Annotated in this window: 23 protein-coding genes; 10 read left to right on the top strand and 13 right to left on the bottom strand. The window is 72.1% G+C overall.

Features of this window, described 5'->3' with window-relative positions:
- Positions 1-30: 30 nt before the first annotated feature.
- From MFF04_RS09910 to MFF04_RS09895, 4 genes are all read left to right on the top strand, one after another.
- Positions 31-207 carry a hypothetical protein gene (locus tag MFF04_RS09910; protein WP_204281042.1) on the top strand — a complete coding sequence of 59 codons (177 nt, stop codon included), beginning with the start codon at positions 31-33 and terminating at the stop codon, positions 205-207.
- A gap of 89 nt (positions 208-296) precedes the next feature.
- Entirely contained in the window at positions 297-962 is a 666-nt protein-coding gene (locus MFF04_RS09905; RefSeq protein WP_238275463.1) for an invasion associated locus B family protein, read from the top strand.
- 152 nt (positions 963-1,114) lie between these two features.
- Complete coding sequence (locus tag MFF04_RS09900; RefSeq protein WP_441338599.1) at positions 1,115-4,528, top strand: tetratricopeptide repeat protein; 3,414 nt, start codon at positions 1,115-1,117, stop codon at positions 4,526-4,528.
- A gap of 115 nt (positions 4,529-4,643) precedes the next feature.
- Entirely contained in the window at positions 4,644-5,849 is a 1,206-nt protein-coding gene (locus MFF04_RS09895; RefSeq protein WP_238275460.1) for an FAD-dependent monooxygenase, read from the top strand.
- A gap of 10 nt (positions 5,850-5,859) precedes the next feature.
- Here the strand turns inward: MFF04_RS09895 and fliP are convergent, their stop codons facing one another.
- Genes fliP through MFF04_RS09880 form a run of 3 tightly spaced genes read right to left on the bottom strand, consistent with a single transcriptional unit; the run spans position 5,860 to position 8,118 of the window.
- Positions 5,860-6,606, bottom strand: a complete 747-nt coding sequence (gene fliP, locus MFF04_RS09890; protein WP_238275458.1) for a flagellar type III secretion system pore protein FliP — start codon at positions 6,604-6,606, stop codon at positions 5,860-5,862.
- 53 nt (positions 6,607-6,659) lie between these two features.
- Positions 6,660-7,724, bottom strand: coding sequence for a lysylphosphatidylglycerol synthase domain-containing protein (locus MFF04_RS09885; protein WP_238275456.1), 1,065 nt, complete (start codon positions 7,722-7,724; stop codon positions 6,660-6,662).
- A gap of 31 nt (positions 7,725-7,755) precedes the next feature.
- Positions 7,756-8,118 (bottom strand): hypothetical protein, encoded by a 363-nt coding sequence (locus tag MFF04_RS09880; protein ID WP_238275454.1) that lies wholly within the window; start codon positions 8,116-8,118, stop codon positions 7,756-7,758.
- Positions 8,119-8,342: 224 nt separating this feature from the next.
- On the opposite strand from MFF04_RS09880, the gene MFF04_RS09875 reads away from it, so the two are divergent.
- Positions 8,343-9,614, top strand: coding sequence for a KpsE/RkpR family capsule polysaccharide export protein (locus MFF04_RS09875; protein ID WP_238275452.1), 1,272 nt, complete (start codon positions 8,343-8,345; stop codon positions 9,612-9,614).
- Positions 9,615-9,754: 140 nt separating this feature from the next.
- Positions 9,755-10,033: a hypothetical protein gene (locus MFF04_RS09870; RefSeq protein WP_238275450.1), complete on the top strand. Its 279-nt coding sequence runs from the start codon at positions 9,755-9,757 to the stop codon at positions 10,031-10,033.
- Between the two features lie 15 nt (positions 10,034-10,048).
- On the opposite strand, the gene flbD is transcribed toward MFF04_RS09870, so the two are convergent.
- The 8 genes from flbD to MFF04_RS09830 form a co-directional block, all read right to left on the bottom strand.
- Positions 10,049-11,413, bottom strand: coding sequence for a sigma-54-dependent transcriptional regulator FlbD (flbD, locus tag MFF04_RS09865; protein ID WP_238275448.1), 1,365 nt, complete (start codon positions 11,411-11,413; stop codon positions 10,049-10,051).
- 59 nt (positions 11,414-11,472) lie between these two features.
- On the bottom strand, positions 11,473-11,808 hold the full coding sequence (gene fliN, locus MFF04_RS09860) for a flagellar motor switch protein FliN (protein ID WP_238275447.1): 336 nt from the start codon (positions 11,806-11,808) through the stop codon (positions 11,473-11,475).
- A gap of 5 nt (positions 11,809-11,813) precedes the next feature.
- Positions 11,814-12,407 (bottom strand): FliH/SctL family protein, encoded by a 594-nt coding sequence (locus MFF04_RS09855; protein WP_283206357.1) that lies wholly within the window; start codon positions 12,405-12,407, stop codon positions 11,814-11,816.
- The gene (locus MFF04_RS09850; RefSeq protein ID WP_238275445.1) at positions 12,404-13,450 is read right to left on the bottom strand and encodes a flagellar motor switch protein FliG; all 1,047 of its coding nucleotides are present in this window, start codon (positions 13,448-13,450) and stop codon (positions 12,404-12,406) included. Before MFF04_RS09850 ends, MFF04_RS09855 begins: the two co-directional genes overlap by 4 nt.
- A gap of 42 nt (positions 13,451-13,492) precedes the next feature.
- Positions 13,493-15,121, bottom strand: a complete 1,629-nt coding sequence (gene fliF, locus MFF04_RS09845; RefSeq protein WP_238275443.1) for a flagellar basal-body MS-ring/collar protein FliF — start codon at positions 15,119-15,121, stop codon at positions 13,493-13,495.
- Between the two features lie 206 nt (positions 15,122-15,327).
- On the bottom strand, positions 15,328-15,603 hold the full coding sequence (gene sciP, locus MFF04_RS09840; protein ID WP_238275441.1) for a CtrA inhibitor SciP: 276 nt from the start codon (positions 15,601-15,603) through the stop codon (positions 15,328-15,330).
- 102 nt (positions 15,604-15,705) lie between these two features.
- Complete coding sequence (locus MFF04_RS09835; RefSeq protein ID WP_238275439.1) at positions 15,706-16,386, bottom strand: flagellar hook assembly protein FlgD; 681 nt, start codon at positions 16,384-16,386, stop codon at positions 15,706-15,708.
- Between the two features lie 17 nt (positions 16,387-16,403).
- Entirely contained in the window at positions 16,404-17,642 is a 1,239-nt protein-coding gene (locus tag MFF04_RS09830) for a flagellar hook-length control protein FliK (RefSeq protein ID WP_238275437.1), read from the bottom strand.
- A gap of 242 nt (positions 17,643-17,884) precedes the next feature.
- Here MFF04_RS09830 and mnmA point away from each other — a divergent pair, with 242 nt between their 5' ends.
- The 4 genes from mnmA (at position 17,885) to MFF04_RS09810 (ending at position 22,214) form a co-directional block, all read left to right on the top strand.
- Positions 17,885-19,045, top strand: a complete 1,161-nt coding sequence (gene mnmA / locus MFF04_RS09825; protein ID WP_238275435.1) for a tRNA 2-thiouridine(34) synthase MnmA — start codon at positions 17,885-17,887, stop codon at positions 19,043-19,045.
- A 25-nt stretch (positions 19,046-19,070) separates the two neighbouring features.
- Positions 19,071-19,724 carry a methyltransferase domain-containing protein gene (locus MFF04_RS09820; RefSeq protein ID WP_238275433.1) on the top strand — a complete coding sequence of 218 codons (654 nt, stop codon included), beginning with the start codon at positions 19,071-19,073 and terminating at the stop codon, positions 19,722-19,724.
- A complete protein-coding gene (locus MFF04_RS09815; RefSeq protein ID WP_238275430.1) occupies positions 19,721-20,521 on the top strand; it encodes a TVP38/TMEM64 family protein in 801 nt (266 codons plus the stop codon). The genes MFF04_RS09820 and MFF04_RS09815 overlap by 4 nt, the downstream gene beginning before the upstream one ends.
- A gap of 196 nt (positions 20,522-20,717) precedes the next feature.
- Positions 20,718-22,214: a sensor histidine kinase gene (locus MFF04_RS09810; protein ID WP_238275429.1), complete on the top strand. Its 1,497-nt coding sequence runs from the start codon at positions 20,718-20,720 to the stop codon at positions 22,212-22,214.
- Positions 22,215-22,223: 9 nt separating this feature from the next.
- Here the strand turns inward: MFF04_RS09810 and bioB are convergent, their stop codons facing one another.
- Both bioB and MFF04_RS09800 read right to left on the bottom strand, forming a co-directional pair.
- On the bottom strand, positions 22,224-23,222 hold the full coding sequence (gene bioB / locus MFF04_RS09805) for a biotin synthase BioB (RefSeq protein ID WP_238275427.1): 999 nt from the start codon (positions 23,220-23,222) through the stop codon (positions 22,224-22,226).
- 71 nt (positions 23,223-23,293) lie between these two features.
- Positions 23,294-24,178, bottom strand: coding sequence for a fumarylacetoacetate hydrolase family protein (locus MFF04_RS09800; RefSeq protein ID WP_238275425.1), 885 nt, complete (start codon positions 24,176-24,178; stop codon positions 23,294-23,296).
- Positions 24,179-24,511 lie beyond the last annotated feature (333 nt).

Genomic DNA, 24,511 nt, shown 5'->3' with positions numbered 1-24,511 from the left:
GTGCAGTGCATTTGCAGAGAGGAGCCTGCCATGCTCGCCATCGTCGCCTCCCAGCTCGGTTCGCCCGTCCACGAGGCCGAGGACCGTGATCCCGGCATCGTCACCCTGTTCGCCCTGGTCGTAAGGGGCCTGCGCCGCGAGGCCCGCACGGCCTTCGCCCGGCGTTGCGCCCTCGTCCAGGAGGGCGGCTTCAACCCGGCGGCCTGATCCCCGGCCGCATCTGCCGCGCTCATTGCCAGGGGACCGGGCGGGCGCTAGGCGGCGTGTGCGATCTGCACCACGCCGGACGACCCCTCATGACCGATCCCCGCGCCGCCCGTCGGACACTCCTCAGCGCTGCCCTGATCAGCCTCGTGCTCGGCGCCGGGAGCGTGTCGGCGCAGGAGGCGGCGCCGGAACCCGAGGCCGCGGCGCCCGCGGAGAAGCCGAAGCCGAAACGTCCGGCCCCGAAACCGGTGGCGAAGTCCGCGCCGAAGGCCGAGGCGAAACCCACCGAGAAGGCCAAGGCCGCCTGGCCCGAGGGCGCCAGCGCCGTGAGCGAGGTCTACGGCGACTGGACCGTGAACTGCTCCCGCGCCGAGTCCGGCTCGACCTGTAGCCTGATGCAGTCGCAGGGCGACGCCAAGACCGGCCGGCGCAGCTTCGCCGTGGAGCTGAAGGCACCGAAGGAGGGCCGGGCCGAGGGCGTCATCCTGATGCCGTTCGGCTTCGCCATCGAGCCCGGCGTCGCCTTCAAGCTCGACGACACCAATCTCGGCAAGGGCGCGCCCTTCTCGACCTGCGCCGGCGACGGCTGCCTCGTGCCGATCAGCCTGCCGACGCTGGCGACCGACACCATGCGCACGGCCAAGACGCTCGCTATCGCCGCGCAGAAGCCCGGCGAGAAGGAGCCGACGGTGATCAACGTGCCGCTCGCCGGCTTCGCCCCGGCCTTCGACCGCATGATCGCGCTGGGCGGCTGAGCGCACGCCACTTCGGGACGGGCCGCGTCGTCCTCGGGTTAAGCGCCCGTTAGCCGCGTTTGGCCATGCTGGCCCCATTGTGTGGCCCTAGACGGCATTGCGCGGCGGCCCCGTTCGGCTCCGCGCTTCGCTCTCGTGTGTGGCGTTCGCGGATGAGAGCGTGTCTCGCAGAGGCGGGGAGGAAGCGGCGCGGGGACCCTCGCAGGGTCTTCGCGGGCGGCTTGCTGCGCGCCGTGGCGCGGTCCTTGTCTCCCTGCCTCGCCCTGCTCGCCCTCGTCTCGCCCGCGCTGGCCGCGAAGCTCCTCTCGATCGAGGGCGCGGAGACGGGCGGCTACGGCCGCATCGCGCTGACCTTCGATTCGCCCGTCACCGTCAAGGCGAAGATCGCCGGCTCCGTGCTCGTCATCGGCTTCGGTGAGACCGCCCCCGGCGGCTCGGAGCGGCTCGCCACCGCGATGCCGAACTACGTCTCCGTGCTCCGCCGCGACCCGGACGCCACCGGCCTGCGCATCGCGCTCCAGAAGCCCTACCGCCTGAACGTCCAACAGGCGGGCGAGCGCACCTATGTCGATCTCCTGCCCGAGACCTGGTCCGGCCTGCCGCCGCCGGTTCCGCAGGCGGTCGTCACCGACCTCGCCAAGCGCGCCTACACCGCCGAGCAGGTCATCAAGGCGGCGACCCCGGTGCCGGTTGCCAAGCCTCTGGCGATCGAGGTCGCGCACCTGCCGACGCTCACCCGGCTGACCCTGCGCCTGCCCGAGGACATCAAGACCAGCCAGCGCCGGGAGGGCCCGGCGACCCTCGTCACGATCCCCGGCGCCTGGAAGATCGAGCAGTCCGATACCCGCGGCCGGCTGAGGCCGGCGGTCGCGCGCTTCTCCGTCGACGGCGACGGGACCGCCTCGACGCTGACCGTCGAGCCCGCGGAGGGCTACACGGTCTCGACCGACCGGGACGATGAGGGGCTGTCGATCGATGTCGCTAAGCAGGAGATCGGCAGGAAGGACGCTAAGGCCGAGGCCGGCAAATCGGAGGCGCCGAAGCCCGAGACCGGCACGACCGAGCCCGCGAAGGCCGAGGCCGGCCCCGGCGATGCCAAGGCGCAGGCCCGCGGCGGCGCGTCCGGCCGCGCTTCGGAGGCAGGCTCGGCCAGGACCGACATGGAGGAGCGCTCCCGCGCAGGCGTTCCGTCGGGCGTGCGCGAGGCGGTGGGCGACCTCGTCTTCCCCTTCGGCAAGGCGCCGGCGGCCGCCCTGTTCGAGCGCGGCGGCACCACCTTCCTCGTCTTCGAGACCGCCGGGTCGGTGGCGCTGCCCGCGAGCGCGGCCACGGCCGGCATCGCCGGGCCGCCGAAGCGGGTCGGCAGCGTGCAGGTGCTGCGCTTCCCGGCGCCCGCCGGAAAGCTCCTCGACCTGCTCCCCGTGGGACCGCTCGCGGCGCCGACCGGGTGGGAGCTCCTCATCGGCGACTCCCTCGGGCCGAGCGACGCCCTCGTCGTCACGCGCGCGCCGCTCGGGGCGGGGCGCATCGGCCTCGGGGTGCGCCTGCCCGATCCCGGCGCCGCGACCTGGCTCGACCTCGACGGCGAGCGCGTCGCGGTCGTCACCACCCTCGGCCGGCGGCCGTCCGGCGTCGCCAAGCGCCAGCGCTTCGTGGATTTCGAGCTGCTTCCGAGCCGCCTCGGCGTCGCGGTGCTCGCCCAGGCCGACGACCTTCTCGTGCGTCCCGACCTCGACGGCGTCAGCATCGGCCGCGAGGGGGGTCTCGCGGTGTCGGCTGTCGAGCGGCCGGCGGAGACGGTGGCGAGCGACGTCGAGATGCTGGCCGTCGAACGCAAGACCTGGGACGAGGCCAAGCGCGGCGACGTGCGCGAGAGCCTGCGCCGCCTGTTCGAGGCGGTCGTCGAGCAACCCCTGTCGCTGCGCGGCCCGGCGCGGCTCGCCTACGCGCGCACCCTAATCGCCAACGGCTACGACCCGGAGGGCCTGACGGTCCTCGACGCCATCGCCGCCGACGATCCGGTTCTCGGCGCCCAGCGCGAGATCGCGATCCTGCGCGGCGCGGCCATGGCCCGCCTCGGCCGCACCGCCGAGACCCGCAAGATCCTCTCGACCAAGGCGCTGGCGCGGGACCCTGAGGCGGCGCTCTGGCGGGGCCTCGCCGAGGTCACGGCCGGGCTGTGGCTCGACGCGGAGGGGCTGCTGCGCGCGGGATCGCCGATCCTCGACCGCTATCCCGACGATCTCCAGGTGGTGCTCCGCACCGCCGCCGCCGAGGCTTCCGTGGAGACCGGCGACCTCGAGGCCGCCAAGCGCCAGATCGCGCTCGCCGCCCGGCTCACCCCCGATCCGCTCACCCGCGACCGGCTGAAGATGGTCACGGCGCGCATCGACGAGGGCATGGGCCAGACGGTGCCGGCGCTCGCCGCCTACGACAAGCTCGCGGAGAGTGCCGAGCAGCCCGTGGCGGCGGCCGCGACCCTGCGGGGAACGCTGCTCGCCCATTCGACCGGCCGCTTGAAGGCCCCCGACGCCATCGAGCGGCTGGAGCGGCTAGCCCTGATGTGGCACGGCGGCTGGATCGAGGCGGAGCTGTTCACCGGCCTCGCACGCCTCTATCGCGAGACCGGGCGCTGGCGGGAATCCTTCGTCGTCACCCGCCGCGTCGATCTCGCCGGCCCGGAATCGGCGACGGCGCGCGCGCTTCACAACGAGGCGCAGGCGATGTTCGACGACCTGTTCCTCTCCGACCTCGGCGCGAAGATGACGGGCGTCCAGGCGGTGGCCCTCTACTTCGACTTCAAGGATTTCGGGCCGGTGGGGCGCCGCGGCGACGAGATCGTGCGCCGCCTCTCCGACCGCCTGATCGCCCTCGACCTGCTCGAATCGGCAGCCGAGCTTCTCCAGCATCAGGTGGACCATCGCCTCGCCGGGCCGGCGCGGGCGAGCGTCGCCACGCGGCTCGCGGCGGTGCGCCTGATGGACGGGCAGCCCCTCAAGGCCCTGGAGACCCTCGACGCGACCTATCTCCCCGAGCTTCCGAGCGAGCTGCGCCGGGCCCGGATGCTGCTCAGGGCCCGCGCCCTCTCCGACCTCTCGCGCACCGATCTCGCCCTCGAGACCCTGGAAGGCGACGTGGGGCCCGACGCGCAGCGCCTGCGCGCGGACATCCTCTGGGCGGCGCGGCGCTGGCGCGAGGCCGGCGAATCCCACGAGATGCTGCTCGGCGAGGTCTGGCGGGGCGGCAAGCCGCTCGACGACGCGGCCCGCGCCGACGTCATACGCGCGGCCATCGCCTACGGGCTGGCCTCCGAGAGCCTCGGCCTGGAGCGCCTTAAGGCGAAGTTCGCCGGGCCGATGGCCGAGAGCGCCGACGCGCGCACCTTCGCCCTGCTCACCGCGCCGAACGCGATCCGCAACCCGGTCTTCCGCGAGATCGCCCAGCGTGCCTCGACCGCCCAGACCCTCGCCGCCTTCATGGACGAGTACCGCAAGCGCTACCCCGACATCGCGCTCCCCGAGCGCGGCCGCCGGGCCGCCGGCGCCGAGGCGCCGCCGCCGGGCTAGCGTCCCGAGGACGCGAGGGGCCGGGCCCGCCCGCGGCGCTTGCCGTGAGCCGCCGGCAACCCATCTCGTCCGGGGCCCGAATGCAGGGTCCCGTCGCGCGAGAACGCAGGCCGCCTTGACCCGTCGCATCCTCGTCACCGGCGCCAGCATCGCCGGCAACACCGCCGCCTGGTGGCTCGGCCGATCCGGCTTCGACGTGACCGTCGTCGAGAAGGCGCCGGCTTTCCGCGAGGGCGGGCAGAACATCGACGTCCGCGGCGTCGGCCGCGAGGTGCTCCGCCGCATGGGCCTGGAGCGGGCGGCGCTCGACCTCGGGACGGGCGAGGAGGGCACCGTCTGGATCGACGGCCGGGGCCGCGCCAAGGCGCGGTTCATCGCCGCCGAGCTCGAAGGGGAGGGGCCAACCGCCGAGATGGAGATCCTGCGCGGCGATCTCGCCCGCCTCGTCTACGAGCCCGCCCGCGCGCACGCCGCCTTCCGGTTCGGCGACGGCGTGGAGCGGATCGAGCCGGAGGGCGGCGGCGCCGTCGTCACCTTCCTCGGGGGCGGCCGCGAGCGCTACGACGCGGTGATCGTGGCTGAGGGCGTGGGCTCCGCGACCCGCGAGCGCGTCTTCCCCGGCGAGAACGACCCGCGCTGGATGGACCTCACCATCGCCTACTTCACGATTCCCGCCGTGCCCGACGACGACCGTTTGTGGCGCTGGTACAACGCGCCCGGCCGCCGAAGCGTGTCCCTGCGGCCCGACCGCCACGGCACGACCCGCGCGATGCTCTCGATCCAGAAGCCGCCGGAGGGCGAGCACCGCTGGGATGCGGACCGGCAGAAGGCGTTCCTGCGCGAGCGCTTCGCCGATGCCGGCTGGCAGACGCCGCGGGTGCTCGCCGCGATGGCCGACACCGACGACTTCTACTTCGACGTTCTGCGCCAGGTGCGGATGCAGCGCTGGTCCGCGGGGTGCGTCGCCCTTACTGGCGATGCCGCCTGGTGCGCGACGCCGCTCGCGGGCATCGGCGCGACGCTCGCCGTCACCGGCGCCTGCGTCCTCGCCTCCGAGCTGGCGCGGACCGATGACATCCCCGGTGCCTTCAGCGCCTACGAGCGGATCATGCGGCCGATGGTCGAGCAGGCCCAGGGCGTGCCCAAGATCGCGCCGCGGGTGATGCATCCGCAGAGCCGGCTCGGCATCCGACTGCTTCACGGCGTCCTGGATCTGGCGAGCAAGCCGCTCGTCCGCAGCGTGACGGCGAAGCTCTTCTCCGGGCGATCGGCCGAGCCCGACCTGTCGCGCTACGACGAGGCCGCCGCTTCGGCGCCGTGACCGGCGGCCCTCATGTCCCGTAGCTCTGCACCAGCGAGCCAGCGACGAGGGTCCAGCCGTCGACGAGCACGAAGAAGATCAGCTTGAACGGCAGTGCCACGGTCGCGGGCGGCACCATCATCATGCCCACCGCCATCAGTACCGAGGCGACGACGAGATCGATGATCAGGAAGGGGATGAACAGCAGGAAGCCGATCTCGAAGGCGCGCCGCAGCTCCGAGATCATGAAGGCCGGCGTGACGATCTCCAGGCCGATCGATTCCGGCCCCTGCGGCACCGGCGCCTTGGCCATATCGAGGAAGAGCTTGAGGTCCTTCTCGCGCACGTTCTTGAGCATGAAGGTCTTGAAGGGCGCCGAGGCCCGGTCGAAGGCGACGCTCTGCGTGATCTGGCCGGCGATCAGCGGCTCGACGCCCGCCCGGTAGGCCTCCTTGGCGGTCGGGGCCATCACGAAGGCGGTGAGGAACAGGGCGAGGCTGACGATGATGGCGTTCGGCGGCGCCGTCTGGGTGCCGAGCGCCGAGCGCAGGATCGACAGCACCACCACGATGCGGGTGAAGGAGGTCGCCATCACCAGCACGGAGGGCGCCAGCGCCAGCACCGTGATGAGCGCGACGAGCTGGAGCGCACGCTCGGTGGTGCCTCCCGTCCCGAGATCGAGATTCAGGCTCTGCGCGTGTGCCGCCACGGCGGTGAGCGGCAGCGCCAGGAGCGCCGCGGCGAGAGCGGCCCGGAAGCGTCGATTCGGGAGGGTCATCCTGCGGGCAACCTGCGGTGCGCGTCGGGAGGGCGCAAGCGGGGCGGAGGGCGTCATGGGCGGGACGGCGGCAGCACGGCGCCGCGCCGCGCCTCCAGCGTCTGCCAGACGAGGAGCGAGGGCAGGCCGAGCGCCACGTCGGGCACGCGCTTGGCGAGCGACAGGGCGATGGCGGTGCCCGGATCGATCCCGAACAGCGCGCCGATCACCACGAAGCCCCCCTCCTGCACGCCGAGCCCGCTGGGGACGGGGAAGGCGGCCGACTTCACCGCCTGGGTGAGCGCCTCGATGACGAGCGCCTCCTGGGGGCCGACGCCCTCGACGCCGATGCAGGTCAGGGCGATCCAGATCTCGGCGGCGCCGAGCATCCAGGCGAGGAGATGCAGGAGCGCCGACTGCACGATCCGCCCCGGCCGGCTCCAGACGCTGTCGAGCGCCGCGTGCACGCTCGGGCCGCCGTCCGTGGGCGCGTCCCGGTCGCGGATCAGGCGGCGCAGCAGCGCCGCGACCCGCGTCTCGATGTGCCGGGCGGCGCTGCTGCGCTGGATGACGAAGAACGCGCCGAGCAGCACGGCCGCGACGATCACCGCGTGAAGGGCCCATTGCGCGAGCTCCTGCGCCGGCGCCCCGTCGACCCGGGCGAGGAGGGCAACGCCGCACAGCGCCAGCACGAGCTGGGTGCCGGCCTGGATCAGGAGGTCGGCGAGGATCGAGGCGGCGGCGAGCGAGCCCGTCACGCCCCAGAAGGTGAGGAGCCGACCGCCGACCACCTCGCCGCCGACCGAGGCCACGGGCAGAAGCGTGTTGATGCCCTCGCGCACGAAGCGCAGGATGACGTAAGCGCCGGTCTCCGCAGGGCAGAGGCCGCGCAGCAGCCGCGCCCAGGCCAGCCCGCAGAGCAGGACCAGCCCGGCCCTGACCGCGACGATCGCCAGGAGCCCGGCCGCCCCGATCCGTCCGAAGGCGGCGGCGATGGCGGAGGCGTCGTTGCTCGCGACGAGCCAGGCGGCGAGCGCCAGCCCGACGACGGTGCCGGCGAGCGGCAGCCGGCGCAGGACGGCGCGGCCGAGCCCGCCCGTGGCCGGCGGCGCCTGTCCGCTCTCGCAGCCCCTGCTCATCGGATGCCCCGGCTCCGGGAGATGTCCCGACTCAGCCGGGCGTCCCGTCGGCCGGCGGCGGTTCCGCTAGGCGGTCATTGGGGCTGAATTCGGGGAGGATCGCCCGCGCGATCGCCTCCGTGGACGCCTCGGGCTCGATCAGCAGCACCCGGCCCGTCGCCACGCTGGCGCCGGTGGCGACGGCGAGGAGCCGCTTCGGGCAAGGGCCGAGGCAGCCGGTCTCGACGATGCGCAGCTTCGCCCGGCGGCCGGGCGCCGCCTTGCCCGCCGCCTTGAGGCGCGCGGCGACGCTGCGGGCGCGCAGGCCCTGGCGCTTCGCGCATTTGCGGCAGACCAGCACGACCTCGGCGAGCTTGGTCTTGGCCGAGCGGCCCTGGGATCGATCCTTCGGCATGGCGCGCTGTTACGCGCTCGACAGCCCGGCCGGCAAATGCCGCGGCGCCGCAAGCGGCCCTGTGCCGCGCCTTAAAAAGGGCCTAAAAACCGACCACCCGGACCGCTGAGACGAGACGCGCGGATCGGAACGACGGGCGGCCCGCCGGGGCCGGCTCTCACAGGCAGCGGATGGACGTCCAGGACCGAACGCAGGACCTCAAGCAGGGCGATCGGCTTCGCGGCATGATCGAGCTTGCGCGCCGCTCCGTGCCGGACCTGCGCCGCAACGCGGAGACGATCGAGCCCGTGGGGCGCGGCCGTGGGCTCGCGCTCTTGCGCCAGGCCCGCGAGCGGCTCGACTGGCGCCGCAAGCCCGGCGTGGTCGAGGCGGCCGACGAGGACGAGGGCTACCTCCACACGCGGCTCGTGAAGGGCTTCCTGGCCTTCGTGCTGGTGCCGACGGCGGTGATCGGCCTCTACCTCTTCGCCTTCGCCTCGAACCAGTACATCGCCGAGGCGCAGTTCGCGGTGCGCGGCAACGTCGAGCCGATGGGCGAAGTGATGCTCGGCGACTACACGAGCCTCATCCAGAAGCACAACAGCCAGGACAGCTTCATCGTCCGCGACTTCATCCTGAGCCAGACCCTGGTGCAGGGGCTGGAGAAGGATGTCGGCCTCTCGAAGCTGTTCTCCCGTCCGGAGGCGGATTTCTGGACGCGCTTCCGGCCGCCCGAGCCCGTCGAGGAGCTGACGAAGTACTGGCGCGAGCGGGTCGATGCACGCATCGACATCGTGTCGGGCGTCATCATGCTCGGCGTCCGCGCCTACACGCCCGAGGACGCGCTGATGCTCGCCCGCGAGGTGGTGCGGCGCTCCGAGAGCCTCATCAACGATATCTCGAAGCGGGCACAGGCCGACATGGTCACCCACGCGCAGAGCGACGTGGACAAGGCCGGCGAGCGCCTGCGCACGGCCAACCTGAACCTGCAGCGCTACCGCAACCGCTGGGGCATCATCGACCCGATCAAGGCGGCCGAGGCGACGCTCGCGCAGATCGCGACCCTGCGCAAGGAGAAGTTCAAGGCCGAGAACGACCTGCAGGTGCTGCGCGGCTCGAACCTCGACGAGAAGTCCCGCGCGGTGCAGGTCCTCGTGGCCAGCGTCGCGGCGCTCGACCAGCAGATCAAGCAGCTCCAGGACCAACTCACCAGCGAGACCGCGACCACCGCGGACGGGCGCAACATGGCCGAGGCGCTGCTCGAGTACGAGGGCCTCGTCGTCGAGCGCACCATCGCCGAGAAGCTCAACGAATCCGCGATCACCATGCTCGACCGGGCGCGGGTCGCGGCGAGCAAGCAGCAGATCTACCTGACCACCTTCGTGCCGCCGATGCTTCCCGACGACTCGCTCTACCCCCGGCGGGGGCGCGCGCTCTTCACGGCCTTCTTCGCGTTCTTCGTGGTGTGGAGCTCGTTCTCCCTCGTCGCCAGCGGCATCAAGGACCAGCGCGTCTGACGGACCTTTCGGGTCTCGCGGCCGCCTGCTAAGCGGCAGGGCCCGACGGCCGTTTCTCGGGTCCCTGTCCCTGCCGCCAGATCCCGTTCGGGAGCCGGGCGGCATGTCGTCTCGGTGATAGAAGCGTTCCTGCGACCGCGATGTCCGATTTCGCCGATCTCATCGCCCGCGCCGTGCATCCCGGCATGACCCGCGAGGAGCGGGAGGCCGTCTACACCGTCGTCCGCGACGCCGTGCTGAAGCTCCAGGACCGGGAGGGGACCTCGCCGGCGGACCCGCGCTTCGCCTATCAGCAGCACGTCATCGAGGAGACCATCCGCGACGTGGAGGCCGACCTCGCCCGGCACGAGGCCCTGCGCAAGCTGGAACAGGCGCTGGCGAGCCAGACCGCGGCCCATGCCAGCCAGCGGCGGCGCTAGCGCGCTTCGCCGCCCTCAGCCGTAGGCCGCGATCGCCCGCACGCTGCCGGGCTCCGCCACCTCCAGGCCGGAGGCGACGTACTCGTTGAGCTTGTTGCGCAGCGTCCGGATCGAGATGCCGAGGATCTTGGCCGCGTGGGTGCGGTTGCCGAGGCAGTGGTCGAGGGTGTCGAGGATGAGGTCGCACTCCACGTCCGCGACCGTGCGCCCGACGAGCCCGCGGGTCGCGGCCTCGGCGACCTGGGCGGCCCGGGCGGCCGGCCCCTGCGCTTGCGTGAAGGCCTCGCCCTCGGGGTTGAGGATTGCCTCGGCGCCGATCTCGGCGCCGCTCGCCAGGAGCACAGCCCGGTGGATCGTGTTCTCGAGCTCGCGCACGTTGCCGCGCCAGGGGTTGGCGCGCACGTTCGCCTGCGCCTCGCGGCTCAGTGCGCGCACGGGCAGGCCGTTCACCTCGGCGTATTTCCGGGCGAAGTGCGAGGCGAGTTCCGCGATGTCGGCCGGGCGCTCGCGGAGCGGCGGCAGGCGCAGGTTCACGACGTTGAGCCGGTAGAGCAGGTCCTCGCGGAAGGTGCCCTTGCGGACCTCCTCCGCGAGGTTGCGGTTCGAGGTCGCGAGCACGCGGATGTCGACCTTCACCGGCGCCGTGCCGCCGACCCGGTCGATGACCCGCTCCTGGAGGGCGCGCAGCAGCTTCGACTGCAGGCGCACGTCCATCTCGGAGATCTCGTCGAGGAGGAGCGTGCCGCCATTGGCCTCCTCGAAGCGGCCGATGCGGCGCGCGACGGCGCCGGTGAAGGCGCCCTTCTCGTGACCGAACAGCTCCGATTCGAGGAGCGCGTCGGGGATCGCCGCGCAGTTCACCGAGACGAAGGGCTTGCCCGCGCGGTTCGACTTGGCGTGGACGTGGCGGGCGAGCACCTCCTTGCCGGTGCCGCTCTCGCCGGTGATCAGCACCGAGGCCTCGGAGCGGGCGATCTGGTCGGCGAGCCGCACCACCTTCTCCATCGCGGCGTCGCGCCAGACGAAGGAGCGGCTGTCGGCGGCGACCGCCTCGATGACGGCGGCGATCAGCTCCGGGTCCGGGGGGAGGGGGATGTACTCCTTGGCGCCGGCCTGGATGGCGGCGACCGCGGCCTTGGCATCGGTGGCGACCCCGCAGGCGACGACCGGCGTGCGGATGCGCTCCTCGGACAGCGCTCCGACGAGGTCGCGGATCGCCAGCGCCACGTCGACCATCACGAGGTCGGCACCCTTGGCGCGCAGCACCGCGAGCCCTTGGGCGATGCCGTCGGCCTGAGTCACCGCCGCGCCGCGGCTCATGGCGATGCGCGAGGCGGTGACGAGCTCTCCGTTGAGCCGTCCGATCATCAGAAGCCGCATGGCTCACTCCGTGTCTGGCCTCGGGCAGCGCATCGTCGCGCCCGAGAAAATCGAGGGTGTCAGTGATCGCCCTTGACGATCTCGGTCATGGTCACGCCGAGGCGCTCCTCAACGAGCACCACCTCGCCGCGGGCGACGAGGCGGTTGTTGACGAAGATGTCGATGGCCTCGCCGATCTTGCGGTCGAGCTCGAGCACGGTGCCGGGGCCGAGGCGCAGCAGGTCGCCGATCGGCATCTGCGAGGCGCCGAGCACCGCCGAGACCACGACGGGCACGTCGAAGACCTGCTCGAGATCGGCGGCGCTCTTCGGGGAGGTCGGCCCCTCGCGGATCGATTCCGGGCTCTCGAAGCCGTCGCCGTCGCTGAGCTGGGGCAGGTTGAAGTCGTCGGACATCGGGCTCACGCTGCTGGATTCAGGCCGATTGCGTCGAGGAGGGCGGCCTCGATGCGGTGGCGCTCGCGCACGACGCCGCCATCCGCCCACTCGATGCGGGCGTCGCCGGGGAGCATGTCGGGGTCGCCGAGCACCACGAGGCGGCCCTCGAAGCCGCGCTCGCGGGCGAGCCCCTTCATCAGGGTCTCGGTCTCGTCGACGAGGCCGTCGCCGACGCGCACGACGAGGTGGGGCACGCCGCGCAGATGCTGGAGGGCGGTGCGGGCGGCCTCGCCGATGGCGGAGAGCGGGTTGCCGTCGATGGCGTCGCCGGCGACGCGGCGGGCGAGCATCACGGCGAGCTCGACGGCCTGGGCCTCGCGCTCCGCGTCCGCTTCGTCGGCGCGCGACAGGAGCCCGGCGGCGGCGAGACCGAGGCGGGTGATCGCGTCGGCCATGCGGGCCTGGACCTGAGCCTCGGCCTGCGCGCGTCCTTCCTGGAGGCCGCGGGCATGGGCCTCGGCGGCGGCCTCGGCGATCTGCTCCTGCGCGCGCAGCGCCGCTCCGCCCATGTGGGGGCGGCGGAAATCCGTGTCGAAGAGGAAGGGCCGGGCGTTCAATAGACCAGCTCCTCTTCGGCGCTGTTCTTGGCGATCATGATCTCACCCTTGTCGGCGAGGTCCTTGGCGAGCTCGGTCATCTTGGCCTGCGCCTCGTCGACGTCCTTGAGGCGGATCGGGCCGATGGAGCCCATCTCGTCGGTGAGGTTCTTGGCGGCGCGCGTCGACATCTGGCCCATGAAGAAGCCGCGCACGCGCTCGTCGGCGCCCTTGAGGGCGCGGCAGAGGGTCTCGTTGTCGACCTTGCGCATCAGCGTCTGGACGCTGCCGGGGTCGAGCTTGAGCAGGTCCTCGAAGGTGAACATCAGCTCGCGGATGCGCTTGGCGGCGCCGCGGTTGCCCTGGTCGAGGGCGGCGAGGAAGCGGCCTTCCGTCTGCCGGTCGAAGGCGTTGAAGACGTCGGCCATCAGCTCGTGGGCATCGCGCCGGGTGGTCTGGGCGATGGTCGAGACGAACTCGACGCGCAGCGTCTCCTCGATGTGGCGCAGGGCCTCCTTCTGGACGGTCTCCATGCGCAGCATGCGGTTGAGCACGTCGATGGCGAACTCCTCCGGCAGGATGGTGAGCACCTTGGCCGCGTAGTCGGCCCGCACCTTGGAGAGCACCACGGCGACGGTCTGCGGGTACTCGTTGCGCAGGAACGAGGCGAGGATCTCGGGGTCGATCTGGGCGATGCTCGCCCAGACCCGCTTTCCCGAGGCGCCCTTGATCTCCGCCATGATCGAGGAGACCTGCTCGGACGGGAAGATCTTGAGCAGCAGCGATTCCGTCCGCTCGAAGTTCGAGGTGATGCCGCCGCCCGACGAGAGCCGGGAGACGAAGTCGATGATGAGCTTCTCGACGGTCTCGGCCTCCAGTGAGCCGAGCTGCACCATGGCGTGAGAGACCTTCTTGACCTCCTCCTCCTCGAGGAGCTGCCAGATGGGGGCGCCCTCGGCCTCGCCGAGCAGCAGCAGCAGCGCGGCCGCCCGCTGCGGTCCGGGCATCGCCGCGAAGGCCGCGGCGCCGGCGCCGCTGAGGGCCGCAAGGGGTCCCGCCGACATCCTAGCGCGCTCCCATCTCGTTCGAGGCTGCGGTCATCGCGCTCACGATTCCTGGATCCAGTTGCGCAGCACCTCGACGGTCTCGGACGGGCTCGCCCGCACCATGTCGACCACCCGCTGCACGGTCTCGGCCTGAACCTGGCCGTTGATCTTGGCGAACTCGACGAGCTTCGCGGTGGTGTTCTCCCGAGGCGCGATGGTCCCGTCAGGGCCCGCCACCGCGCCGAGCGCCGCCTCGAGCGCCGCCACGCCGCCGGGCACCGCGATCGAGATCGGCGCCGGCGGATCGGCGGTGATCACCCGACGCACGAGGGGCCGCACCACGGTCAACACGACGATCAGGGTCAGGACCGCGAGCACCGCGAGCTCGATGAAGCGCAGCAGGTCCTCCTTCGTCGGCGTGAGCATCGACTGGATCAGGCCGGGCTCGGTGAACTCGGGCACGGAGGGCGCCTCGGCGAAGCGCAGGTTGACGACCTCGATCTGGTCGCCGCGGGCCTTGTCGAAGCCGACGGCGGTGCGCACCAGGGCGGCGATGCGCTCGATCTCGGCGGCCGGGCGGGGCTGGTAGGCGGTCTTGCCGTCGGCACCCGGCGCGTAGACGCCGTCGACGAGGACCGCCACGGAGAGGCGCTTCACGCGGCCGCCCTCGACCACCTCGGTCTTGGTGACGCGGGAGATCTCGTAGTTCGTGGTCTCCTCGGTCTTGTTGGAGGTGTCCTTCTGCGAGGCCGGCTTGTCGCCGCCGCCAGCCCCGGGCAGCTCGTTGCCGACGCTGACCTGCCCTTCCGAGCCCCCGGTGAGCGCCTGCTCGTTGCGGGTCTGGCTGGAGCGGACCACCCGGCCCTCCGGGTCGAAGGTCTCCGAGCGGCTCTCGATGCGGTTCATGTCGAGATCGGCGCGGACCTGCACGCGAGAGCGGCCCTGGCCGACGACGCCGGCCACGATCTCCTCGATCTGGCCGCGCAGACGCCGTTCCAGCGCGGTCTGCTTCTCCTCGGCGTCGGCGCCGGGCTGCTCGCCGCGGGCGCCGTCGGCCAGCAGCCGGCCCTTCTCGTCGACGATCGAGACCCGCTCGGGCTTCAGCCCCTCCACGGAGGAGGCGGCGAGGTGGCGGATGGCGCGGACCTGTCCCGGATCGAGTTCGCCCATCAGCTTGAGCACGATCGCCGCGCTCGGCGGCTCGCGGTCGCGGGAGAACAGACGCTTCTCCGGCAGCACGAGGTGGACGCGGGCGGCCTGGACTTGGCCGATGGAGCGGATCGAGCGGGCGAGCTCGCCCTCCAGCGCGCGGAGGTGGTTCACCCCCTGCACGAAGTTGGTGGAGGAGAAGGCGTCGCCCTTGTCGAAGATCTCGTAGCCGATGCCGCCCTGGGCCGGGACGCCCTTGCCGGCGAGGTCCATGCGGATGCGGGCGATGTCCTTCCTCGGCACCAGGATGGTCTGGCCGATGTCGCCGCGGGTCTCGTAGGCGATGCCCCGCGATTCGAGGTCGCGGACGATGCTGGCCGAATCCTGCATCGCGAGGTCGGAGAACAGCACGCCCATGTCGGGCCGCGACACCCGCAGGATCACGAAGGCGAAGAAGCCGATCATGGCGAGCGTCACCGCCACCATCGCGGCGAGCCGCGCCGGCCCCAGCTTCGTCACCAGATCGAGGACCGGCTTCACCGTTCGACGCGCCCGAACACCGCGGCCCTGCCCGGCGGGCGGCTCGCTCGGCAAAAACTGCCCGGTGCGTGGTTAGCGGCCGGTTAACGAAGCGTGACCTTCGGCATCGATAGGGCCTGAAATGGCGAAGGCCGCGCCGGTGGGTCCGGCGCGGCCTTCCAGGAAGCCGTCGATTCTGTCGCGGGCTGCGCGAGGGCCCGCCCGCCTCAGTGGCGGTAGTGCTGGATGCGCGTGGTGCGCAGTCCCGCGAGCCCGTGCTGGTCGATGGAGAACTGCCAGCTCAGGAATTCCTCGGTCGTCAGCGTGTAGCGCTGGCAGGCCTCCTCGAGGCTGAGGAGACCGCCTCGGACCGCAGCGACGACCTCGGCCTTGCGGCGGATCACCCAGCGGCGGGTGCTCGGCGGCGGGAGATCGGCGATGGTGAGGGGGCTGCCATCGGGCCCGATAACGTATTTGACTCTCGGGCGGTGCGGTTCGGTCATGATACGCTCTACACTCGACTGACCTGTCGAGCCTGACGCTACGTGAGGCCGCTTAAGAGAGTTTGAAACGCACCTCTCGACTTCGATCCAATGCATGGGCGTTCATGTGGATAAGCCCGAGCTGATCGAGCGGACGCTCGACACCGGCACCTTGGAGGAGCCGATCGCCAGCACCGGTTCGCTGCCGCTGAGATCGACGCTGGTGACCGTGCCGGAGACCGCGGTGTCGACGGCCACGCTCGATCCCGTCGCGTCGAGCGCGTCGATCTTGATCGAGTACTTGCCGTCCGAGGAGGTCATGCCGGAGGCGTTCTTGCCGTCCCAGGTGAGCGTCTGAGAGCCCGCGGTCAGCGCCTTCGTGAGCGTGCCGACGACGTTGCTGTTCGCGTCGAGGATGGTGATCGTCGCCTTTGTCACCGCGCGGGGCGCGGTGAGGTTCCAGGTCGCCGAGCCGTTGGCGAGGGTCGCCGTCTTGCCGTCCGCGGTCACGGTCTGGCCGATGAAGCCCGTGGCGGAGGCCGCGCTCGACGCCTTGGCGTTTGTCAGGATCGAGTCGAGCCGGTCGTTGGACTTGAGCTGCTGCTCGACGCCGGCGAACTGCACCAGCTGCTGCGTGAACTGGTTGGTGTCCATCGGGTCGAGGGGGTTCTGGTTCTGGAGCTGCGTGGTGAGCAGCGTCAGGAACTGCTGGAAGTTGCCGGCGATCTGCTGGCTGCTGCCGCCGATCGAGGTCGTCGAGGACGCGTTGGTCGAGGTCGTGGTGCCGGTGATGCCCGAGGCCATGGCGCGAGGCTCCCTGCTCAGATGCGGATGTCGAGGCCGCCGAGCCCGCGCAGGATGCGCAGGGGCACGGCCTCGGTGATGGTGCGGGTCTCGCCGATCTCGGCGGTGGCGCGGCGCCCGTGGCTCCGGTCGTCGCCGCTGGTGTCGCTGCGGCCGCCGGCCTCGTCGCCGCGCAGGGAGAAGCTGATCCCGGCCTCGCTCGCGTCGAGCCCGGCCTGGGTCAGCGCCTGCTGGAGGCTGCCGGCGTCGCGCTGGAGCAGCGCCAGGGTCTCCGGCCGGTCCACCACGACGCGGGTCGCGACGGTGCCGGTGTCCTTGTCGATGTCGAGGGTCACGTCGATGCGGCCGAGCTCGACCGGGTCGAGGCGCAGCTCGAAGCGGCTCGACCCGCCGAGAGAGCGCAGGCCGATGGTCATCGGCACCTGCCCGATGGGCACCGCAGGCGCCGGAGCGGGAGCGGCCTGCGCGCTCGGCGCGGCATGGACCGGCGCCGCTTGCGGCGTGCGGATCTCGGGCTTCGCCTGCGCCTCGGTGAGGGCGGTGCTGAACGCGGCGGGCGCCTCGACCTTGCCGGTCTCGTCCTTGCTTCTGTCCGGCGGCTCGCCGCTGCCGGCAACCGCGGCCGCGACCTCCGCCGGTCCCGCCACGCGCGTCGGGGGGCTGGCCGCCTCGCCCGGAGCGGCGGCGGAGGCAGCCGTCGGCGCCGCCTTCGGCGCGGGCGCCGGCTGTGGCAGCGCGAGAAGCGGGATGGCATCGCTCTCGGCGGAGGCGGTCTCAGGGGCCGACTCCTTGGTCTCGGGCTCCGATTCGATCGCGTCCTGTGCCAGGGTGACGCCCTGCGCCTCCGTCGCGGCCTGGACCTGCTCGGGAGCCGACGCGGCCGGCTTCGAGGGGATCGGCTGCGGGGCCAACTCCGTCTCCTCGACGGTGCGGGACGGGACGGTCTTGGCATCGGCGATGCGTTTCACCGCGGTGTTCGACGGCGTGGCGGTCTCGCCGAGCGAAGCGGTTTCGGCCGGTCGCGTGGGCAGCGCCTTCGGCTGAGCCTGTGCGGGCTTCGGCGGCGCCTTGTCCGCCTCGATCGTCGCCTGCCGCCGCGCAGCGGTGGCGTCGCGGGCCTCGTCCGCCTTCTCGGCCCGCGCCTCCACGGAGAAGCGCTCCTCGGTGTCGCGCTGCCGCTGCCGCTGGGCGTCCCGCGCCGTCTCAAGACGGCGGGCCGCGGCGCGGTCGGCGGTGTCCAGGGTGGATAGGGCCATGGGGCAAAAGCTCCTCGCCCGGTCTCGAGCAAGCCGCGAGCCACGCACTAACGAATTGATTTTTCTCGGCTTGTCCGCGCGAGATCGGTCTCCGGCCCGGCCGATGCTGCCGCCGTCCCGGCAGCATTTGCCGGGCCTGCGCCGATTGCACGCCCCGGCGTCGCTGGCCCTCGCGCGCGAGTCCTCCTATAGAGGCGCCTGACGGTCGCGCCCTTCGACGGCGCGGCGCGTGATGCGGCCCGATGAACTCGCTCGACCTTCCGAAATCTCCCCACGAGACACGGGTCGTCGTCGCCATGTCCGGCGGCGTCGATTCCTCCGTCGTGGCCGGGCTGCTGGCGCGGCAGGGCTACGACGTGGTCGGCATCACGCTCCAGCTCTACGACCACGGCGACGCCACGCACCGCAAGGGCGCCTGCTGCGCCGGCCGCGACATCCACGACGCCCGGCGCGTCGCGGAGACGCTGGGCATCCCCCACTACGTCCTCGACTACGAGGACCGGTTCCGGGAGTCGGTGATCGACCGGTTCGCCGACAGCTACCTCGCCGGGGAGACGCCGATCCCCTGCGTCGAGTGCAACCGCTCGGTGAAGTTCCGCGACCTTCTCGCCACCGCCCGCGACCTCGGCGCCGACGCGCTCGCCACCGGCCACTACGTCGCGAGCCACGCCGTCGACGGCAGCGGCCGCCGCGCCCTGTTCCGCGCCCTCGATCCCGCCCGCGACCAGAGCTACTTCCTCTACGCGACGACGCAGGCACAGCTCGACTTCCTGCGCTTTCCCCTGGGCGAGCTGCCCAAGGACGAGACCCGTCGGCTCGCCCGCGACCTCGGCCTCACAGTCGCGGAGAAGCCCGACAGCCAGGACATCTGCTTCGTGCCGCAGGGCCGCTACGCCGACGTGATTGCGCGGCTGCGCCCGGACGCGGCGCGGGCCGGGGAGATCGTCCATCTCGACGGCCGCACCCTCGGCCGGCACCAGGGCGTGCTGAACTTCACCGTCGGCCAGCGCCGGGGGCTCAAGCTCTCCACGGGCGAGCCCCTCTACGTCGTGCGCCTCGAGCCGGAGGCCGCCCGCGTCGTCGTCGGCCCCCGGGAGGCGCTCGCCACCCAGCGCATCCGCGTCGACGGGCTGAACTGGCTCGGCGCCGAGCCCGCCGGTGCGGTCGCCGACCGGCCCGTCGCCGTGCGCGTGCGCTCGACCCGCGAGCCGCGCCCCGCGCGCCTCACCTGCGACGCGGCCGGCGAGGGCGCCGAGATCGTGCTGGAGGAGGCCGAGGACGGCGTCTCGCCGGGGCAGGCCTGCGTGATCTACGCCGATGCCGGCCCCCGGGCGCAGGTACTCGGCGGGGGCACCATCCGCCGGATCGACACGAGCCAAGACCGCCCGGCGCACGCCGCCTGACCATCGAGAGAGCCCCGAGGACGACATGCTGAGCGAGCGGCCCGAGGCCGGCCCGACGACCGCCCTGATGCGCAAGGCCTACGCCCGCTGGGCGCCGGTCTACGACATCGTCTACGACAAGCTCACCGAGCCCGCCGCCCGCGCCGCCGTCGACGCGGCCACCGCCAGCGGCCCGCGCATCCTCGAGGCCGGCGTCGGCACCGGGCTGTCGCTCGGCTACTACCCGTCGGGCAGCTTCGTCTGCGGCGTCGACCTCTCCGAGGACATGCTGAAGCGCGCCCGCGCCAAGGTCCGCCGCCGCCGTCTCTCCCACGTCCGCGGCCTCCAGGTGATGGATGTCTGCCGCCTGGGCTACGCCGACGAGTCCTTCGACGCGGTGGTGGCGCAGTTCCTCATCACCCTGGTGCCGGACCCGGAAGCCGCGCTCTCCGAGTTCCTGCGGGTGGTGCGCCCCGGCGGCGCCATCGTGCTCGCCAACCATTTCGGCCAGACGGACGGGCCGGTCGCCCGCGTCGAGGAGATCGTGGCGCCGATCTGCACCAAGATCGGCTGGTCGTCGGCCTTCAAGTCGACCCGGATCGAGGCCTGGGCGCGGCGCAACGGCGTCGAGTTCGTCGGGGTCGCGCCGACCTTCCCGGGCGGCTTCTTCAAGATCCTGCGGATGCGCAAGCCCGCGTGAGCGGACCGGTGCGGACGAGGGGACGCTGGCGCGTCGCCCTGCGCTGGCTGCCGCTCGCCGTCCTGGTCGCGGCCTCCGTCGCGGCCATCGTCTCGGGCGCCTACCATCTCCTCAGCCTCGACCGGCTGCTCGAATCCCGCGCCTGGCTCCACGCCGCCGTGGCCGAGGACCGGCCCCGGGCCATCCTCCTCGGCGTGCTCTTCTACGTCGGCGCCGTGGTGCTCTCGGTGCCCGCGACGCTCGTCCTGACCATCGTCTACGGGTTCCTGTTCGGGGTCGTCACCGGCGCCCTCGTCGCGGTGACCTCGGCGACCACGGGAGCGGCGATCGTCTTCACCATCGGCCGCGCCGCCGCCGCCGACCTCCTGCGCCGCCGGGCCGGGCCGAGGCTCGCCACCTTCGCGGAGGGCTTCCGGCGGGATGCCTTCTCCTACATCCTGCTCCTGCGGCTGCTGCCGCTCTTCCCGTTCTGGATGACCAATCTCGGGCCGGCGGTCTTCGGCGTGCGGCTGCGCAGCTTCGTGCTGGCGACCTTCCTCGGTCTCCTGCCGGGCGCCTTCATCTACGCGGCGACGGGGTCGGGGATCGAGGACGTGGTCGCCGCCCACGAGAGCGCCCGCGCCGAATGCCTCGCCGGCGGCGGCAGCGATTGCGAGAACGCGCTGACGCTGCGCTCCCTCGTCACGCCGAAGCTCGTGGCCGGGCTCGGCTCCCTCGCCGGCCTCGTCGCGCTGTCCATGGCGATCCGCCGCCGGGCCGGCCGCAGGCGCGAAAGTCGACTTTCGGACGCCGGCTAGCATCCCTGCGTTGTCGGCCCTCTCGACGGGCGGAGGGCGCGCGCGCTACCAGTGGCGGACGGTCGCACCGGGAAACCGGCCGGGGCCGGGATTCGAACCAGCCTGAGCCGGGTGCCTGTCTTCGGCCCTCCGGTCACCAGAGGCGGCGGCTCGGCCGCCGGGGATACGCTGACGCGGGCGTCGGACTAGTCGAGGGATGAGTGAGCGTTCCATCCGGCGGGGCGAGATGCCGAAGGCGACCGTCCTGCCCGCGGAGGCCCCGGTCGCGAAGCCTCGCAAGAGGCGCTTCGGCCTCTCCCTGCGCGTGCTCCTCATGGCGACCGGCGTCGGCGCGCTGGCCGAGCTGCTGATCTACGTCCCGTCCCTGTCGAGCCACCGGATGAGCTGGCTCTCCGACCGGATCGCGGCGGCCAACGTCGCCGGCCTCGTCCTCGACGCCAGCCCCACCCACGCCGTCTCCGAGGAGCTCGCCACCCGTCTCCTGCAGGGCGTCGGCGCCCGCGCCATCGTGATCCGCGACGGCGAGGCGAGCCGGCTCCTGTCCATGGAGACGATGCCGGAGACAGTGGCCTACACGGTCGACCTGCGCACCGACACGCAGCTCCACGAGATCTACGGTGCCTTCCGCACCATGGTGATCCCGACCTCGGACCCAATCCGCATCGTCGATCACGGCAGCGACGGCTTCGACGTGGTGGAGGTGCTGGTCTCGGAGAAGCCTCTGCGCGACTCGATGGTGGCCTTCTCCATGACGCTGCTGCTGTGGTCGCTCCTGGTGGCGGCGGCGGCCACCGCGGTCGTCTTCGCGCTGCTCCAGCAGACGATCGTGCGGCCGGTGGGGCGCCTGGCGGGCAACCTCATCGCCTACGCCGCCCAGCCCGACGACGTCAGCCGCATCATCGTGCCCACCCGGCGCACCGACGAGATCGGCGATGCCGAGGTCGCCCTGGCGCGGACCGAGCGGGCGCTCGCCGACGAGCTGCGCGAGAAGCGGCGGCTGGCCGAGCTCGGCCTCTCCGTCAGCAAGATCAACCACGAGTTGCGAAACCTGCTCGCGACCGCCCAGCTCCTCGGCGATCGCCTGGGCGACGGCGGCGACCCGAACACCCGGCGCCTCGCCCCGCGCCTCGTCGCGACCCTCGACCGGGCCGTGCGCTTCTGCGAGGCGACCCTCGCCTACGGACGGGCGACGGAGCGCCATCCGCAGCGGCGCCTGACCCTGATCGCGCCGATCCTGGCCGAGCTGCCGGATATCGGCGCTCTTGCCGTCGGCAACACGGTCCTCGTGACGACCGAGGCGCCGTCGGGGATGCAGGTCTGCGCGGACCCGGAGCAGCTCTCGCGCGCGCTGCACAACCTCGTCCGCAACGCCGTGCAGGCCTGCGACCGCGAGGCCGCCCCGTCGGTGCCGGGCGTGGTGCGGATCGTGGCCGAGCGCGAAGGCGGCGTCGGCTCGGGGCGCGTGGTGATCCGGGTCTCCGACAACGGGCCGGGCCTGCCCTACCGGGTGCGGCAGAACCTGTTCACGCCCTTCAAGGGCAGCGCCTCGGGCGGGGCGGGGCTCGGCCTCGCCATCGCCTACGAGCTCATCGAGCTGAACGGCGGCAGCCTTTCCCTGGAGCGCTCCGAGCAGGGCACGACCTTCCGGATCGACCTGCCGGACGTCGCCCCCAACCGTCCCCGCGCAGCCTGAACCGTCTGGCTACTCCGCGGCGGCGAGCGTCGGCCGCGCCACCGGGATGCCGAGATCGGCGAGCAGCGCCTCGTCCTCGTCCTCTCCGTTGTTGGCGGTGGTGAGCAGGCGCTCGCCGTAGAAGATCGAGTTGGCGCCGGCGAGGAAGCACAGCACCTGCGCCTCCCGCGTCAGGGACTTGCGGCCGGCGCTGAGGCGCACCCGCGCCTTCGGCATCACGATGCGCGCCGTCGCGCACATGCGCACGAGATCGAGCGGGTCGACCGGCGGGCGATCCTCCAGCGGCGTGCCGCCTACCGCGACGAGGGCGTTGATCGGAACGCTCTCGGGGTGGGGGGCGTGGTTGGCGAGCACCTGGAGCATCGCGGCCCGGTCGCTCACGCCCTCGCCCATGCCGACGATGCCGCCGCAGCAGACGCCAATGCCGGCCTCGCGGACGTTGGCGAGCGTGTCGAGCCGGTCCTGGTAGGTCCGCGTCGAGATGATGTCGCCGTAGAAGTCCGGCCCGGTGTCGAGGTTGTGGTTGTAGGCGGTGAGCCCGGCCTCGGCGAGGCGCTGCGCCTGCGAGGGCGAGAGCATGCCCAGCGTCACGCAGGCTTCCATGCCCATGCCGCGCACGCCGCGGACCATGGCGAGCACGGCGTCGAACTCCGGCCCGTCCTTGGGCTGGCGCCAGGCCGCACCCATGCAGAAGCGGTGGGCGCCGGCCTCCTTGGCGGCGGCGGCCTCCCGCAGCACGGTGTCCACGGCCATCAGCCGCTCGCGGGGCAGGCCGGCCTCCTTGTGATGGGCCGATTGCGGGCAGTAGGCGCAGTCCTCCGGGCAGCCGCCCGTCTTGATCGAGAGCAGGCTCGCCCGCTGGATGTCGGAGGGGTCGTTATGCGTCCGATGGATCGCGGCGGCGCGGTGCACGAGGTCGAGGAGGGGCATGTCGTGGACCGCCCGCACCTCGGCGAGGGTCCAGTCGTGACGGATGTCGGGCGTCTGAGCGGCGAGGCGGGTTCTCATGCCGCCATCAGGCGAATCTCCTTCAGAAAATCAAGGCGCCGCGGCCGAGGTCGACGGAATGCCACCTCGCGTCAGTTCGTCGGCTCGCCCGCCGAGACCTTCGCCGTCCAGTCGTCGAAGGCGACGACGCGCTGGCGCTGCTCGCCGAGACTGTCGATGCCGAGCCGCATCTCGTCGCCGCTCCTCAGGTAGCGGGGCGGCTTGCGGGCCATGCCGACGTCGGGCGGCGTCCCCGTGGTGATGATGTCTCCGGGCTCCAGCATCATGAAGTGGGAGACGTAAGCGACGAGCTGGGCGAGGTCGAAGATCATCCGGCCCGTGGAGCCCGACTGCATGCGCTCGCCGTTGAGGTCGAGCCAGAGGTTCAGCGCCTTCGGGTCGGGGATCTCGTCGAGGGTGACGAGCCAGGGGCCGAGCGGCCCGAAGGTCGGGCAGCCCTTGCCCTTGCTCCAGGTGCCGCCCCGGTCGAACTGCCACTCCCGCTCCGAGACGTCGTTGCAGATCGTCAGCCCCGCCACGTAGTCGAGCGCCTCGTTGGCGTGGACGTAGGAGGCGCGGGCGCCGATGACGATAGCGAGCTCCACCTCCCAGTCGGTGCGGTTCGAGCCCTTCGGGATGATGACCGCGTCGTCCGGCCCGCAGAGGCAGGAGGGCGCCTTCGAGAACAGGATCGGCTCGGCCGGCACCGGCAGGCCTGCCTCCTCGGCATGGTCGGAGTAGTTGAGGCCGACCGCCACGACGTTGCGCGTGCCGCCGACGCAGGGGCCGAGGCGCCGGTCCTCCGGCACGACCGGCAGGCTCTCCGGATCGATGCGGCGCAGGCGATCAAGCGATTCGCGGCTCAGCGCGGGACCGGCGATGTCGCGCAGGATCGCCGAGAGGTCGCGGCGGATTCCGCGGCCGTCGACGAGGCCGGGCTTCTCGTCGCCGCTGGCGCCGTGCCGGATGAGCTTCATGTCGCGTCCCCCCAACGATCGTCCCGGCGAAGGTGGGAGAGGCGCCTGTGGGGTCAAGAGTCGAGGGGAGGGCGGAAGGATGTTGCCGAAATCCCACACGACCTGCACAAAAGTGCGAAGCGTCCCCTTGGGCCGGGTGATGAATGTTTAAGCAGAGGAAAGTTCAGGTGTGAACCAATCTTGGCGAGGTGCTGCTTTGCTTGGCCCTCGACGCGAGCGTCATGAAAACCACAGTCATTCGCAAACAAATCTCAGTCGATCTCGCCGGCCGGGGCGACCATTGATCGATGATCCGACCACAGGCACAGTGTCTCTCGAAGGTGCTGCGCCCGC

The sequence above is a fragment of the Methylobacterium jeotgali genome (assembly GCF_022179345.1).
GTDB lineage: Bacteria > Pseudomonadota > Alphaproteobacteria > Rhizobiales > Beijerinckiaceae > Methylobacterium > Methylobacterium jeotgali.
The sequence above is the reverse complement of the archived record's forward strand: the minus strand, read 5'-3'. Positions and strand labels throughout refer to the sequence as shown.